The organism is Pontibacter sp. Tf4, assembly GCF_014212495.1.
Classification (GTDB): Bacteria; Bacteroidota; Bacteroidia; order Cytophagales; family Hymenobacteraceae; genus Pontibacter.
In genome coordinates, this window is record NZ_JACKZC010000001.1 from 507282 (window position 1) to 522355 (window position 15074).

18 protein-coding genes are annotated in these 15074 nt (G+C 46.4%); 11 read left to right on the forward strand and 7 right to left on the reverse strand.

The features are described from left to right. Positions 1 to 42: 42 nt before the first annotated feature. The 3 genes from hemB to rocD form a co-directional block, all read right to left on the reverse strand. Positions 43 to 1017: a porphobilinogen synthase gene (gene hemB, locus H7F15_RS02140; protein ID WP_185195295.1), complete on the reverse strand. Its 975-nt coding sequence runs from the start codon at positions 1015 to 1017 to the stop codon at positions 43 to 45. 182 nt (positions 1018 to 1199) lie between these two features. Next, positions 1200 to 2801, reverse strand: coding sequence for a rhomboid family intramembrane serine protease (locus tag H7F15_RS02145; RefSeq protein WP_185195296.1), 1602 nt, complete (start codon positions 2799 to 2801; stop codon positions 1200 to 1202). Between the two features lie 111 nt (positions 2802 to 2912). Then, complete coding sequence (gene rocD / locus H7F15_RS02150) at positions 2913 to 4154, reverse strand: ornithine--oxo-acid transaminase (protein WP_185195297.1); 1242 nt, start codon at positions 4152 to 4154, stop codon at positions 2913 to 2915. Between the two features lie 176 nt (positions 4155 to 4330). Here rocD and H7F15_RS02155 point away from each other — a divergent pair, with 176 nt between their 5' ends. The 9 genes from H7F15_RS02155 to H7F15_RS02195 all read left to right on the forward strand — a co-directional run bounded on the left by H7F15_RS02155 (position 4331) and on the right by H7F15_RS02195 (position 10238). Continuing rightward, positions 4331 to 4498 carry a DUF5522 domain-containing protein gene (locus H7F15_RS02155; protein WP_185195298.1) on the forward strand — a complete coding sequence of 56 codons (168 nt, stop codon included), beginning with the start codon at positions 4331 to 4333 and terminating at the stop codon, positions 4496 to 4498. A 108-nt stretch (positions 4499 to 4606) separates the two neighbouring features. Beyond that, on the forward strand, positions 4607 to 4846 hold the full coding sequence (rpmB, locus tag H7F15_RS02160) for a 50S ribosomal protein L28 (RefSeq protein ID WP_185195299.1): 240 nt from the start codon (positions 4607 to 4609) through the stop codon (positions 4844 to 4846). Next, complete coding sequence (locus H7F15_RS02165) at positions 4846 to 6255, forward strand: aminopeptidase P N-terminal domain-containing protein (RefSeq protein WP_185195300.1); 1410 nt, start codon at positions 4846 to 4848, stop codon at positions 6253 to 6255. The genes rpmB and H7F15_RS02165 overlap by 1 nt, the downstream gene beginning before the upstream one ends. Before the next feature lie 113 nt (positions 6256 to 6368). After that, positions 6369 to 6557: a 50S ribosomal protein L33 gene (gene rpmG, locus H7F15_RS02170; RefSeq protein ID WP_163910800.1), complete on the forward strand. Its 189-nt coding sequence runs from the start codon at positions 6369 to 6371 to the stop codon at positions 6555 to 6557. 2 nt (positions 6558 to 6559) lie between these two features. Next, positions 6560 to 6712 carry a DUF4295 domain-containing protein gene (locus H7F15_RS02175; RefSeq protein ID WP_162346559.1) on the forward strand — a complete coding sequence of 51 codons (153 nt, stop codon included), beginning with the start codon at positions 6560 to 6562 and terminating at the stop codon, positions 6710 to 6712. A 110-nt stretch (positions 6713 to 6822) separates the two neighbouring features. Then, positions 6823 to 7785 carry a signal recognition particle-docking protein FtsY gene (ftsY, locus tag H7F15_RS02180; protein WP_185195301.1) on the forward strand — a complete coding sequence of 321 codons (963 nt, stop codon included), beginning with the start codon at positions 6823 to 6825 and terminating at the stop codon, positions 7783 to 7785. A 9-nt stretch (positions 7786 to 7794) separates the two neighbouring features. Continuing rightward, positions 7795 to 8313 carry a carboxypeptidase-like regulatory domain-containing protein gene (locus H7F15_RS02185; protein WP_255481033.1) on the forward strand — a complete coding sequence of 173 codons (519 nt, stop codon included), beginning with the start codon at positions 7795 to 7797 and terminating at the stop codon, positions 8311 to 8313. Positions 8314 to 8316: 3 nt separating this feature from the next. Beyond that, entirely contained in the window at positions 8317 to 9630 is a 1314-nt protein-coding gene (gene rimO, locus H7F15_RS02190; RefSeq protein WP_185195302.1) for a 30S ribosomal protein S12 methylthiotransferase RimO, read from the forward strand. Between the two features lie 212 nt (positions 9631 to 9842). Continuing rightward, positions 9843 to 10238 carry a hypothetical protein gene (locus H7F15_RS02195; protein WP_185195303.1) on the forward strand — a complete coding sequence of 132 codons (396 nt, stop codon included), beginning with the start codon at positions 9843 to 9845 and terminating at the stop codon, positions 10236 to 10238. A gap of 2 nt (positions 10239 to 10240) precedes the next feature. Here H7F15_RS02195 and H7F15_RS02200 read toward each other — a convergent pair whose 3' ends face one another. Next, complete coding sequence (locus H7F15_RS02200; RefSeq protein WP_185195304.1) at positions 10241 to 10621, reverse strand: PH domain-containing protein; 381 nt, start codon at positions 10619 to 10621, stop codon at positions 10241 to 10243. A gap of 96 nt (positions 10622 to 10717) precedes the next feature. Further along, on the reverse strand, positions 10718 to 11098 hold the full coding sequence (locus H7F15_RS02205) for a GxxExxY protein (protein WP_185195305.1): 381 nt from the start codon (positions 11096 to 11098) through the stop codon (positions 10718 to 10720). 206 nt (positions 11099 to 11304) lie between these two features. On the opposite strand from H7F15_RS02205, the gene bshC reads away from it, so the two are divergent. Beyond that, positions 11305 to 12882, forward strand: a complete 1578-nt coding sequence (gene bshC / locus H7F15_RS02210; RefSeq protein WP_185195306.1) for a bacillithiol biosynthesis cysteine-adding enzyme BshC — start codon at positions 11305 to 11307, stop codon at positions 12880 to 12882. After that, entirely contained in the window at positions 12882 to 13454 is a 573-nt protein-coding gene (locus tag H7F15_RS02215) for a 5-formyltetrahydrofolate cyclo-ligase (protein ID WP_185195307.1), read from the forward strand. Before bshC ends, H7F15_RS02215 begins: the two co-directional genes overlap by 1 nt. 1 nt (position 13455) lies before the next feature. Here the strand turns inward: H7F15_RS02215 and H7F15_RS02220 are convergent, their stop codons facing one another. Together H7F15_RS02220 and H7F15_RS02225 are read right to left on the reverse strand one after the other, a co-directional pair. Further along, on the reverse strand, positions 13456 to 14586 hold the full coding sequence (locus tag H7F15_RS02220) for an endonuclease/exonuclease/phosphatase family protein (RefSeq protein ID WP_185195308.1): 1131 nt from the start codon (positions 14584 to 14586) through the stop codon (positions 13456 to 13458). 134 nt (positions 14587 to 14720) lie between these two features. Continuing rightward, positions 14721 to 15059 carry a hypothetical protein gene (locus tag H7F15_RS02225; protein WP_221626961.1) on the reverse strand — a complete coding sequence of 113 codons (339 nt, stop codon included), beginning with the start codon at positions 15057 to 15059 and terminating at the stop codon, positions 14721 to 14723. Between the last annotated feature and the right edge of the window lie 15 nt (positions 15060 to 15074).

Genomic DNA, 15074 nt, shown 5'->3' on the forward strand with positions numbered 1-15074 from the left:
GACGCTGGCCGGTGCTTTTTATAGTTCAATATTTAAATCAGTTTATCTGCGGATAAGCTGGGCGTATTCCTTAGCAAAATAGGTCAGGATCACATCGGCGCCCGCACGTTTAATGCTGGTCAGTACTTCTACCATTGCTTTTTCGCCGTCTATCCAGCCGTTTTGGGCAGCTGCTTTTACCATGGCGTATTCGCCGCTGATGTTGTAGGCCGCAATCGGTAAATTGGAGTTATCGCGCAGCAACTTAATTACGTCCAGGTAAGCCAGGGCAGGTTTAACCATCAGGAAGTCTGCCCCTTCGGCCGTGTCCAGTTCGGCTTCTATCAGGGCTTCGCGGCTGTTGGCAAAGTTCATCTGGTAGGTTTTCTTGTCGCCTTTTTTAGGAGCCGAGTCCAGGGCATCGCGGAATGGGCCGTAGAACGAGCTGGCATACTTGGCAGTGTAGCTCATGATACCTGTTTTCTGGAAGCCGTTCTCGTCCAGCACTTTGCGGATGTGTGCCACGCGGCCATCCATCATATCTGAAGGACCAACTATATCGGCACCGGCCTGCGCCTGTACCAGCGCCATTTTGCCTAATACTTCCAGTGTTTCATCGTTCAGGATTTCGCCATTCTCTACAATGCCATCGTGGCCATCCGAACTATAAGGGTCCAGGGCAACGTCGGTCATCAGCACTACATCCGGGAAATTCTTTTTGATCTCGCGGATCGCTCTCGGGAACAGGCCTTCGGGGTTATAGCTTTCGGTGGCGGTTCTGTCTTTTAACTGTTCTGGTATGCTGGCAAATGGGGCAAAAGCCTTTATGCCAAGCTCCACGCAGCTGTTCACTTCTTCTAAAAGGGTATCGATGGAGTAGCGGTTGATGCCCGGCATGGAGTGGATGCCTGCTTTCTGGTTCTGGCCTTCGATGATAAATAGGGGAAAAATGAAGTCGTTCAGTCCCAGGGTAGTCTCGGCTACCATGTTCCGGATAACTTCGCTTTGTCGGTTACGACGCGGTCTTCTGGTTATCATATCTATATCTGAAAAATATAAAAAGCTTGTAAATCAAGGTGCTGCAAAGGTACGAGTTAAATGCTGATTGTTGAATTGTTAAATTGTTTTAATCCTGCTGCAGTACAAAAAACAAGGATTGGCAACCGTTTGTTCATAAACTATAAAAGCGACACCGTAGCGCCGCTTTTATAGTTTATTGGTCAGGCCGAAATCATTTCTTCAGGTTCTTCTTCGGCAACTTCATCATCTAACTGGCCATAGATAGAAATGTAGTAGCCAAAACCAAGTATAATTCCGGTCATAAGGCCACCTATATGCGCTGCATTATCAATACCACCAGTAAGTCCCATCGCTAAATTTATAGCTATAAAAATTCCGGCACTGATCAGAAGCGACTTATTAATGCTTTTATGGAATACTTTAGTGATCAAAAGCACCAAAAGGAATCCGTATAAACCAAATATGGCTCCTGATGCACCGATACTGACAGTTGCACTGTACCACATAATACTGGCCAGGCTTGCCATTATTCCTGATAGCAGATAAAGGAACGTGAACTTATACTTGCCTAACATAGCTTCTAACAAAGGAGCCACAAAAAGCAGCGCAACTATATTCATAAGCAGGTGCATCAAACCACCATGCAAGAAAATATTCGTCAGCAAACGCCACCATTCTCCGTCGGTAACTACCGCCGGACGCATATTTCCTCCCCAGTTATATAGGTCATAGCTCTCAAAAGAAATAAAGCCTAACCCTGCTATAACCATACAGGCAAACACCAGGACGTTTACAATTAACAAGACCGGTGTTATCAGATAACCTTCTTTAGGTGTGAAAATATCGATAAGATCTTTTAGCTCGTTGTCTTTTAGCTTCTTGCCTTTTTGGTGAAGGCGCACTGCAGGCATGTTTAACCCGGGTATTGAAATCATGAGTAACCATACTGCGGAGATAATTCCCAATGTAGTGAAGAACCAGAAAAGCTTGCTGCCATTGCGTGCTGCGTAGGGCTCGTGTACCGCTACCAGTATTACCGGCTCCTCAGTTGAAGCTGATCTATAGTTTGACTGTTCAATTGCTTGCTTGTACTTGTCCAGATCATAGCTGCTGCCAATTCGGTCAAGGTATTTAAACTGGTGTAGATCTGTTGTTACAAACTTCTGCCAGGTATCTTTCATAAACTCCTGGTAGGCAGCTTCTTTTTCTCCGGGGGATAACCTGTTGCTGACTTTCTTGGAAAAGTTTATGCCCAGCCAAGCCTTGACAGGAGTAGCGTATGATGTGTCAGCTTGTGAGTCAATAATAGGTAAAACAACATGTAAATAAAAGATCAGATCGTTGTTGTGTTTTCCGCTTGTCTCTGATGATGAGTAAGGTATGTATCTTTTCTTATCAATATGGTAATTCTGCAGACTGTAGTACTTTGACTTACTCTGCAGGCTTAAGTCTGATATGTTGTGCAGCTCTGTTAAGCTTCCTGTTGCTGTAATAATATATTTCTGGGCTATTATTACAGGTATCGATAATGCTATCCAGGCAATAAGCAAAAATAAAGTAGGCAGATCGCCGGTTTTGGTTTTTAAACGGAGCATTTTCAGGCGCTTACGCAGGAACAGGAATACAAAAAGGCCTGTGAAAACAACTGGTAAACCAAAATGGATAGTGACTTCGTGTAATGTTATCAGTTCTGCTTTAATGATCAGTAACCAATGCAGAAACGTGTAGATACAGGTAAAACCAATTGCCCAGCAGATGAAAGGGAGAAAAAGTAAGCGAAGCTTAAGTAAAAAGTTTGTCATTATAGCATAATAAGTTGTGTAAAGCTTAGCAATTTACTTGTTTCCGAAACGAGTACAAAAAAAGGCGATGTTTACACACCGCCTTTCTATAGTTTATAGTTTTATAGTTGCTTAAAAGCTCAGCAACACCGATTCTATAATATCGCAGCACTCATTTAATTGCTCTTCTGTAATAACCAGTGGCGGGGCAAAACGGATGATGTCGCCGTGGGTTGGTTTGGCCAGTAGGCCTTTATTCATTAACTCCACACAAACATCCCAGGCAGTGCGGCCATCTACAGTCGGTTCAATTACCACCGCATTCAACAAACCACGACCACGAACTATAGTTACCAGTTCCGGGCGCTGCACTTTTATCTGGTTCATACGCTCCCGGAAGATGTGGCCCAGGCACATGGCATTGTCGGTCAGGTTTTCGTCTTTTACTACTTCAAGGGCGGCAATGGCCACGGCTGCAGCTAATGGGTTACCGCCAAACGTAGAACCGTGCTCGCCAGGCTGTATGCACAGCATAATATCGTCGTTGGCCAGCACACACGATACCGGCAACACTCCACCCGATAAAGCTTTACCAAGTATCAGTATGTCGGCTTTTACATCATCATAATAACCAGCCAGCAGCTTGCCGGTGCGGGCAATACCAGTCTGTATTTCGTCGGTAATAAATAGCACGTCATACTCCTTGCAAAGCGCGTGGCACTTGGCCAGGTAACCTTCGTCGGGTACCATTACACCGGCTTCGCCTTGTATCGGCTCTACTAAAAATCCACACACATTCGGGTTCTCTTTCAGGGCCAGTTCGAGGGCATCAGTATCGTTGTAAGGTATTACCTTGTAGCCCGGCATGTAGGGGCCGAAGCCTTTGGTAGAATCCGGGTCGGTAGAGAAAGAGATGATGCCGGTGGTACGACCATGGAAGTTATGCTCCACCACAATGATCTCAGCGGAGTTTGGAGCAAGGCCCTTTTTGGTATAACCCCATTTGCGCGCCAGTTTAATGGCCGTTTCCACAGCTTCGGCACCCGAGTTCATGTAAAGCGCTTTGTCGTAACCAAAGAACTCACAGATATATTTCTCAGCCACACCCAGCTTGTCGTTGTAAAACGCCCTGGATGTAAGCGTAAGCTGCTGTGCCTGCTCGGTCAGGGCATTAATGATGCGCGGGTGGCAGTGGCCCTGGTTCACGGCACTATAGGCCGACAGAAAATCATAGTAATGCTTGCCTTCTACATCCCAAAGGTGCACGCCTTCGCCGCGGTTAAGCACTACAGGCAGTGGGTGGTAGTTATGAGCACCATATTTATGCTCGATATCGATAGCTTCCTGGCTCGAAGAAATGGTCTGTGTGTTCATAGTTTTTAACGTAAGCTCTGATATTAGGCGCAGGTATACCTTTGCCACTATACTTTTACATAAAATATAGTTTATAGTTGTAAATGTAGCAAAAGCCCGCCTCAAACAAAACCGGAGCGCAGTACTGGTAAGTATTAATTTGGCGAATGCAGCTTATTTGCAGATATTTGCACCCGATGCAGCCGCTGAAAGAAGGAGAGGACTATTACCTGAACGAGCAGGGCCTGATGGTTTTTACGGCAAAGTACCACTTAAAACGCGGCTATTGCTGCCAGAGTGGTTGCCGCCATTGCCCGTATGGTTTTAAAAAGAAGCAGGCTGCACAGCAGAATAAACGCGGTTAACGCAGCGCCCAGGCAGTTTTAGTAAAAATGTTCGCTATGTTTTTGACATTGTGTATCATTTTGCAGATATTTGCACCCCTATTGAAATAATTTAGAAGATAATACAAGATGGCACGAGTTTGCGACCTAACCGGTAAAAGACCTCAAGTAGGAAATAACGTATCACACGCTAACAATAAAACAAAGCGTAGATTCTATCCAAACCTTCAGAAGAAGCGTTTCTATGTACCTGAAGAAGATGCTTGGATCACACTTAAAGTTTCTACTTCAGCTCTGAGAACTATCAACAAGAATGGTATCTCAGCTGTACTTAAGAAAGCAGTAGAGCAAGGCTATATCCTGTACTAATGGCCGCCTTCCGGCTATGCGTGCTGCTGGTTTGGGCAACTATAACAGCTGCCACCGCACAGTCGCGCATCACCCCGGACAAGCCATCTGATACTTTAGATAAAGAATTTCACCGGCAACGGAGAGAGCAACTGCGTAAGCAGTTACCAGCTCGCTCCGTTGCTGTTTTTTTTGCTGCGCCCGTTCGCAATCGCGCCAATGATGTAGACCACTACTATCATCAGGATCCCGATTTCTATTACCTGACCGGTTACACCGAGCCAAACGCGGTGCTTATAGTTTTTGCCGAGCCGCAAGCTATAGACGGCAAACAGATACACGACCTGCTGTTTGTGCAGCCCAACGACCCGCGTGCCGAGCAATGGAACGGCAGGCGCCTGGGCGTAGATGGTACCGCTACAGCTTTAGGCATTGCCGCACAACCCAACACCGCTTTCAAATCCTATCTTAACAAAGCCAACCTTACGCAGGTATTTGCCAAACCGCTGCCCACCGATGTGCGCGACGACGAACGCGATGATGCTGATCTGTATAGTTTGTTGGAACAGTTTAAGGCTAAGAAAGCTCCAACCGATGTAAAAGGCCTGGAAATAGTAATGGCCCAGCTACGGGAGCAGAAAACTCCGGAGGAACTGGAATTGCTGCGTAAAGCCATCACCATTTCGGCGCAGGGGCAGATAGAAGTGATGAAGGCCATGAAACCGGGCATGTCGGAGATGGAGTTGCAGGGCTTGCATGAGTTTGTGCATAATAAGTATGGCGCTCAGTTTGTAGGCTACCCATCTATAGTTGGGGCTGGTAACAATGGTTGTGTGCTGCATTACATCGAAAGTGCCAAACCAACTATAGCCAACAATGAACTGGTGCTGATGGATGTGGGCGCAGAATACAAAGGCTACACCGCCGACGTTACCCGAACTATACCAGCCAATGGCAAATTCTCTCCGGAGCAAAAAGCCATTTACGAACTGGTGCTGAAGGCACAGGATGCCGCTTTTGCGCAGTGCAAAGTAGGCAACCAGTTTGGTGCACCTGGCCAGGCTGCGCAGGAAGTGATTGCCGAAGGCCTGGTGAAGCTGGGCATCATCAAAAACAAATCAGAAGCGCGCCGTTATTTCCCACACGGCACGTCGCATTATCTTGGCCTGGATGTACACGACCCCGGAACTTATGGCCCATTCAAACCCAACACTGTTATTACTGTAGAGCCCGGCATTTATATACCCGACGGCAGCCCTTGCGACAAAAAATGGTGGGGCATAGGCGTGCGCATCGAAGACGATATCCTGATCACCGAAAAAGGCTGGGAAACCCTTTCTAAACTAGCGCCCCGCACCGTAGCCGACATTGAGCAAATGATGGCGCAACCTAGTGCGTTAGATGATTTTGTGCTTCCGGAGATAAAGTAGTAAGCTTATTCAACTTATCTACCGATGAACTTTACAATAAAATTTATAGTTTGTTTGTAGTTAAGAATTTAAGATTCTATATTTGCAGTCCCAAATAAAAAATTACTAGAGAGATGGCTAAAAAAGCAAAAGGTAATAGAATCCAGGTTATTATGGAATGCACAGAGCACAAAGCTACTGGCCTGCCTGGAACTTCAAGGTACATCACTACCAAAAACAGAAAGAATACGGCTGAGCGTTTAGAGCTTAAGAAGTATAACCCGGTGTTGAAAAAAGTAACTGTACATAAAGAAATTAAATAACCATGGCTAAGAAGGTAGTTGCAACCCTAAAGACCGCCACAGGTAAAGACTGGGCAAAAGTGATCAAAGCCGTTAAGTCGCCAAAAACTGGTGCTTATAGCTTTAAAGAAGAAATGGTTCCTGTTGATAAAGTGCAGGAAGTTCTTGCAAAGTAATACAAGCCTACTCTACTATTTAGATAGATAACACGAAGAAGTCCCTGCATTGGGACTTTTTTAGTATATTACCGTTTCATCGCAAAAGCTTACCCAACAACTATAGCAGCATGGGAATTTTTGACTTTTTCAGTAAAGAGAAGAAAAAGGAATCGCTGGACAAAGGGCTGGAGAAAACCAAAGACAGCTTTTTTGGCCAACTGAGCAAAGCCGTTATCGGTAAATCTACGGTTGATGTAGAAGTGCTGGATGAACTGGAAGAAATTCTGGTGCATGCTGATGTAGGGGTAGAGACGACGGTAAAGATCATCGACCGCATTGAGAAGCGTGTTGCCCGCGACAAGTATGTAAATACATCGGAGCTGGACAAAATTCTGCGTGAAGAGATTGCTGCCCTGCTGGAAGAGAACCGCGCCGGAGACGGAGCGAATTTCGATCTGCCAGCCGGCATAAAGCCATACGTGATTATGGTGGTGGGCGTGAACGGTGTAGGTAAAACTACAACGATTGGTAAGCTGGCTGCGCAATTCCACAAGGCTGGTAAAAAAGTAGTGCTTGGCGCTGCCGATACCTTCCGTGCCGCCGCTGTTGATCAGTTGATCATCTGGGGCGAGCGTGTAGGTGTGCCGGTTATATCGCATGGCATGAACACCGACCCTGCTTCGGTGGCTTACGATGCTGTGAAGAAGGGTGTAGAGATTGGTGCTGATGTAGTGATCATTGACACGGCCGGCCGACTGCATAACAAAGTTGGTTTGATGAACGAGCTTTCGAAGATAAAGCGCGTGATGCAGAAGGTAACAGAAGATACCCCGCACGAAGTATTGTTGGTATTGGATGGCAGCACAGGTCAGAACGCCCTGATTCAAGCCCGTGAGTTTACCAAAGCGACCGATGTTACGGCCCTGGCCATTACCAAACTGGATGGCACAGCGAAGGGCGGCGTTGTGATCGGTATTTCGGATGAGTTTAAGATTCCGGTGAAGTATATTGGCGTGGGTGAGAAAATTGAAGACCTGCAGTTGTTTGATAAGCAGCAGTTTGTGGAGTCGTTCTTCTCGCGTAAGAAGTAAACTATAGTTATGAAGGGTATACTGTTTTTGGTGCTGCTAACATTAGCAGCCTGCTGCGGTAGCAAGCAGGGCAAAGCAACTACAGCTTCAGAAACAGGAACTATAACACAACCTGAAAATACGCAGGTGCAGCAAAGCCAGGCAATTATAAAACAAGGTATAACCGGTCGCATTTTATGGCAGGCTGGTAACCAGATGCCATCGCCGGATGCGCCGCCAACTGATAATAAGCGTGGCGTGGAGCGTACGGTTTATATCTACGAGCTGACCAACGCGAACCAGGTTACCACACAAGACGGTGTTTTTCACACCAACATTCAAACTAATTTAGTCGCTCAGGTTGTTACAGATGCTAACGGAAACTTTTCTGTTGCGCTGGAGCCCGGCAAGTATAGCCTTTTTACAAAAGAAGAGAAGGGCTTATATGCCAACTTATTTGATGGGGAAATGAACATTTTCCCGGTTGAAGTGAAGAAGGGCGAAGTGACAACTATAGAGTTCCTGATAAATTACCAAGCAAGTTATTAATACGTGAAAGTAAGAAGCTTAAAGAGAGATAAGGTAAACGTGATCACGCTGGGTTGCTCTAAAAACCTGGTAGATTCGGAAGTACTGATGGGGCAGCTGCGTGCCAACGAGTTTGAAGTGGCGCACGAGTCTGACAAAGATGATTCGAACATCATTATCGTGAACACCTGCGGCTTTATAGATAATGCCAAGCAGGAATCAATAGACACTATTCTGCGTTACGCCGATGCCAAAGAAGCTGGCCAGATAGACAAACTATACGTAACCGGTTGCCTTTCGCAGCGCTACAAAGACTCTCTGGAAGCCGAGATTCCGCAGGTAGATGCTTACTTTGGTACACTGGAGTTACCGCGTTTACTGAAGACACTGGAAGCAGACTATAAGCATGAGTTGATCGGGGAGCGTTTGCTAACCACACCATCGCATTACGCATATTTTAAAATTGCCGAAGGCTGTAACCGCCCATGCTCGTTCTGTGCGATACCGTTAATGCGTGGCAAACACGTTGATCGCCCTATTGAAGACTTAGTAAAAGAAGCGAAGCGCCTGGCAGGGATGGGAACAAAAGAGCTTATACTGATTGCTCAGGACCTGACATACTACGGTTTACAGCACTACGGCGAGCGCAAGCTGGCTGATTTGCTTCGTAACCTTTCGGATGTGGGAGGAATTGAATGGATCAGGATGCAGTATGCCTACCCGTCTCAGTTCCCGATGGAAGTGTTTGATGTGATGAACGAGCGCGACAATATCTGCAAATACCTGGATATGCCGTTGCAGCACATCTCGGATAACATGCTGAAGACCATGCGCCGCGGTATCAGCAAGCGCAGAACCATTGAGCTGGTAGATCAGATCCGCCAGCGCGTGCCGGACATTGCTTTGAGAACTACATTAATCGCAGGCCACCCGGGCGAAACAGACCAGGATTTTAGAGAACTATACGATTGGGTAGAAGAAACGCGTTTCGACAGACTGGGCATTTTTGCTTATTCGCACGAAGACAACACGCACTCGTTTACGTTGCAAGACAATGTGCCGGACGAAGTGAAGCAGGAGCGTGCTGATGCCATTATGGAGTTGCAGCAAGGCATTTCTGTAGAGCTGAACGAAGAAAAAGTAGGCAATACTTACAAGGTACTGTTCGACCGCAAAGAGAGTGGTTATTTTGTAGGCCGTACCCAATACGACTCACCGGAAGTAGACAACGAAGTTCTGGTACCTGCCGACAGTAACTATGTACGCTTAGGTGATTTTGCCAATGTAAAGATCATCGACTCTTCTGATTTTGACCTTTACGGTGAAGTAGTAGCGTAAATAACTACCGCTTAACTATATAAAAGTCCTTACCGGTACAGACTGGTAAGGACTTTTATTTTGTAATTCGGCTTTTCTGTGGCTAATTTGTAGCTGCTATAGTTTATACCTTTTATTTTTTGAACAAGTGCGGCTCAGAATTGTATTTATAGTACAATTGAGCGTTTCAACACCATAAGTGCCTGAACTGGTGGCGAAAGCTTGAATTTACCATGCGACATATAAACCTACTTAAGACAGAGTACCTTACCATTGAATACAATGCGATAGATGATTATGTGTATTCAGAGTGGCATGGCGAACTGACAAACGATACAATTAAGCAGGGATACGAGAGCATCCTGTTCTATCTCAAAAAAGAGTATTGCCACAAACTGCTCGATAACCACTACGATGTGCAGGGGCTGTGGGCTGACCTGGCAGAGTGGTGCGCCTACGACTGGCACCCGCGCGCTGAGGCAGCAGGTCTGAATTTCCACGCCGTTATTTACGCCAACAGCCACTTCAGTAAGCTGTCTACAGACAGAGCCATACAACTGGTGAAAAACGGTATTATTAAAGGCTTTGATTCGGTACAGGATGCTGAAAGCTGGCTTAAGTTTATGTAAGGCTACTTTAGTACGTACTTGCTAAGCACCTTGTAAGCCTCGTTTATATTATCGCCTTTCCGGAAATCCTGTTTTATAGTTGGTGCCGATTCGCCGGTCAGCCAGATCTTTAACTCGGCATCAAAATCCATCATACCGGCTGTCTCTTTTGAGAACATTTTTATGCTGCTGTACGGTATGCTCTGGTAATCCACTTTAGAGCCTGTGAGGCCCTGTTTGTTTACCAGTATCAGGCGTTTATTGGTAAATACCAGCATGTCCCTGATAAGTTTATAAGCTCTCTCTATCTGCTCGTTATCCAGCAAAATCGGCTGAAACTCGTTGGTTAGTTTTTCAATTGATACTTCGGATGCATGGCCCATCAGGCCGCTTAATAGTCCCATAGTTTTATAGTTTAAGGTTTGTCTGAATCAGGATTTACAGGATTTTAGGATTTACAGGATTACCTTCAAGAGTAAAAAATGAGATAAGTTCTGCTCTTATTTCCCTTTGTACCTGCTGTTGAATATCTTTTTGTGTTGCAAGCTGCTTGCTCCAAAATTAATAAGAAGGCCAATTGGTAGATTGTAAGCAAAAACATAATTCTTGGCCTGTGCTAAATGTACATCTTCTAAAGCAATTATCGCTTTTAGTTCAACCACAATATTATTCTCAACTATAAAATCAGCTCTTCTGTTACCTTCTTCTATGTTGTTATAGTATATCGTTTGGTCTTTCTCTCGCTCAAAGCCTAATCCGGCCAATTCCATTTCAATAGCTAAACAGCGCTGATAAATAACTTCCTGAAAGCCATTACCCATCGTATTATGCACTTTCATAGCGCAGCCTATAATTCTGAACGTTATATCATCTAATTGCATGGGTTGATATACGACCAAAACTATAAATGTATAGCTTCAGCCTATTTTCTAACTATAGAAATCCTGCTAATCCTAAAATCCTGTAAATCCTGATTCAGACAAATAAATAAAAGCCGTACTTTGTGGCGTGGGCGGTAAACTATAGTTTACCTGAAACACAAACCCGATAAAGCTGTTAAAGTAGCTATACAAGAACTCCTGTATTGATGGAAGTAACAACAATGAAGATCACGAAGATGGATTATGCCGCCACCGGCGCCTTCTCACAAACTATAGCAGACTACCTTTCCCAAAACGAAAAGCTGAAACCATTCTACAACCGTTTCCCGACGATAGCTGCGTTTGAAGCCCAGCTGCAGGAGAAAGGCTTTGGCCAGGAGCAAAGGCAGGTATTGCACAAAGCCCTGCAGGAGCAATATAGTTCTGTGTCGGAGATCAACCCGAAGGTGCAGCAGAACCTGGATCTGTTGTTGCAGCCCAATACCTACACCATCACCACCGGTCACCAGCTCAACATCTTTACAGGTCCACTATACTTTGTGTACAAGATCGTAACGGCCATAAATACCTGTAAGCAACTGCAGGAGAAGTACCCCAACTATAACTTTGTGCCGGTTTACTGGATGGCTACCGAAGACCACGATTTTGCTGAGATCAACCACTTTAATTTGTTCGGGAAAGGCTATAGATGGGAGAGCGAGCAGAAAGGCGCTGTAGGTAGATTTTCGCTTGATGGCATGGATACACTGTTAGATGAGCTGCCGGAGGAATTCCCGGTGTTTGAAGACGCTTACCGCAACAACAACACCTTAGCCGATGCTACCCGCGCCATTACCCATAGTTTGTTTGGCGAATACGGCTTGGTAACGATTGACGGCGACCACGCAGAACTGAAAAAAGCCCTGACACCTGTAGTTGAAAAAGAGCTGACCGAAAACCTGTCGCATAAACTGGTGTCGGCAACAAGTGCGCAACTGGAGGAAGCCGGCTACAAACCGCAGGTATATTCCCGCGAGATCAATCTGTTTTATTTGGAGGATAACCTGCGTGAGCGTATAGTTGAAGAGAACGGCAACTATAAAGTCCTGAACACAAACTATAGTTTCACGCAACAGGAAATACTGCAGTTAGCCAAAGAGCACCCGGAGCAGTTCAGCCCGAACGTGATTTTGCGCCCGTTGTACGAAGAACTGATATTACCGAACCTGGCCTATATTGGCGGTGGGGCAGAAGTGGTGTACTGGTTCCAGCTAAAGCAGGTGTTTGAGCACTATAAAGTGGCTTTCCCGGTGCTGATGCTGCGCAACTCGGCTCTGTACATAAACCGTGGCAACGCCAGCCGTATGCATAAACTTGGCCTGACCGCAGAAGAGCTTTTTAAACCATACCTGGAGCTGAAGAAACAATTGTCTGGGCAGCTGCACGACGAAGAAATTACCCTGGAAGCACAGCGCCAAACTATAGATGCAGCCTTTAAAGAAGTAGAGAAACTGGCCCAAACGATAGACCCGACACTGGTAAAAGCCGTTGCCGCAGAAGAGCAGAAAGCCCATAATGCGCTGCATATACTGGAGAAAAAGCTCTCCAAAGCACGCGACAGCAAGCACGAGCAAACCTTTAAGCAGTTAGAGAACCTGAAGGAGAAGCTGTTCCCGGGCGGTGGCCTGCAGGAGCGTCACGACAACCTGCTTTCTATACAGGCCAATAACCCGGACTTTATACCGGCACTTGTTGATGCCTTTGAACCACTGGAGTTTAAATTTACGATACTGGAAGAAGAGTAATGCAGAAAGCGGAATTACGGAAACTGATGCTGCAAAAGCGACGTGCCCTGCCTTCGGAAGAAGTACAGCACCGAAGCAAAGCAATAGCGGATCAGTTTTTTGCCACTTTCAAGCTACAGCCCGGCCAAACGGTACACGTATTTCTGCCAATCGTAAAAAACAACGAAGTAAATACCTGGCCTATCATTGAGCGCCTGCGACTGGAGCACCCCGAAGTGCGTGTAGCTGTGCCCGTAACCGATGTGGAGCAGAACATCCTGACGCACCACCACCTCACCGACGACGCCATTTTAATCGAAAACCCGTGGGGAATACCAGAGCCGCAAAATGCACAGCACATATTAGCACCTGAAGTAGACATTGTGTTGATCCCTTTGCTGGCTTTTGATACAGTTGGTCACCGCGTTGGCTACGGCAAAGGCTTCTACGACCGCTTCCTGGCCGACTGCCGCCCTGACGTGCTGAAAGTAGGGTTGTCGCTGGAGCCGCCCGTAGAAACTATAGCCGATCCCAACCCGTTTGATGTGCCGCTGGATGCGGTGATAATGCCGGATGGGGTATGGCGCAAGTAACCTACTGTTGTTTGGCGTTTTCTTCTACTGCTTCTTCTTTGCCTTCCTCAATCAGTTCGCTTGCTTCTTCCTGGGTTTGTTTATCGGCTTCGGGCTCTTCCTGTTCATACTTGTTTTCAGGGGCAAAGCTTAACCTGATATAGATCGGAAAGTGGTCTGAGCCAATGTCTGTCAGCCTTTTGATGCTTTCAACTTTAAAATGTGTCGAGTGAAAGATGTGGTCCAAAGGCCAGCGCAGGAAAAAGTAGTTTACATTAAACGTATTGTAAAAGCCCCGTCCGAGTCGTGGGTCCAGCAGGCCGCTTACCTCTTGAAACAGCTCTGTGGTGCGCGACCAGGCCACATCGTTAAAATCGCCGGCTACAATTACCGGGTATTTTGAGTTGGCAATGTCGCGGGCAATCATCACGATCTCAGCATCACGCCTTTCTGAAGTAGGGTCCTCGGTGGGTACGGGCGGCTTGGGATGCACGGCATGCAGTTCTACCCAAACACCATTACGAAGCCTGACAAACGTCTTCACATTGGGCACATCCTTATCGAGCAGGTAACTTACTTTTTGCTGGCGCAACGGCAGGCGGCTGTACAGGTGCATGCCATAGGTGTTTTCAAGCGGAATCTCTACACGGTAAGGGTAATGTTTTGTAACCGGCGTAAGGGCCTGCTGCCACACAGAATCAGACTCGAGTAACAACACTATGTCGGGTTTCTGCTTCTGAATAAGCGCGATGAGTTTCTCGTGTTCCTGGTTGTCCATGAGCACATTAGAGACCAGTAGGCTAACCCAGGAATTTGGGTGTGTTTTTCTGTCAGCGTCTTTTACCTCTTTGGGGGCCAGAAAAGTGTACGGATAGATATTGACAGCCTGGTAAATAATGGTGATTAAGAGCGCTGCCAGCAAGAATTTGTCGCGTTTGCGGTGCCTTGGGGCCAGCCAGATATAAAGTGGTAAACAAACTATAGCCAGCGCAAAAAGCTGCAGACGAGGGTAATCGAACACGCGCACATACCATTCCTGCGAATGCAAAAGCGGCAGGGCGGTACCCAGAATGGCAAATGTTGCGAGGGCTTGCAGTGCAATTACTACAGCAGGCCTCCTTATAAGGGCAGATGGTTGCGGTTTAGCAGGCACTATATTCTGTAAGAGGTATTTTTGCTGCAGTACGCATTTGGTTTGCCGTAGTTATTTTGCACCTTCCAACTGAAAATCAAAAGCCCTCCCGACAACTGGTGTCAGGAGGGCTTTTATAACTATAGCCGAAGCTGTTATTTCTTTTTATTGCCAGCGTTTTTCAGGTGCTGTACCGGGCCGAACTCCGCCTGCTCTATGGTTTTACCGCTCAGGTAAATTTTGCGCAGCTTCACTTCTACAGGCGCCATAGTTCTGGTCATGTCAGACGATACTACTTTGGTGTAGAACTCTCTTGCTTTTAAAGAAGCGCCGCGCTCAAAGGCGTGAGTCTGCTCGTTTTTGCTAACCGGCAGGCCCGGTATTACCTGGTAGGTAGTGCAAACCACTTCGTATTTCGACTGGAATGGTTTTACAACGCCACGGCCAATTGCCTTTATCGGGCTTACTATTGCTTTCGTAAATAATTTCTTCATTTGTAAACTATAGGG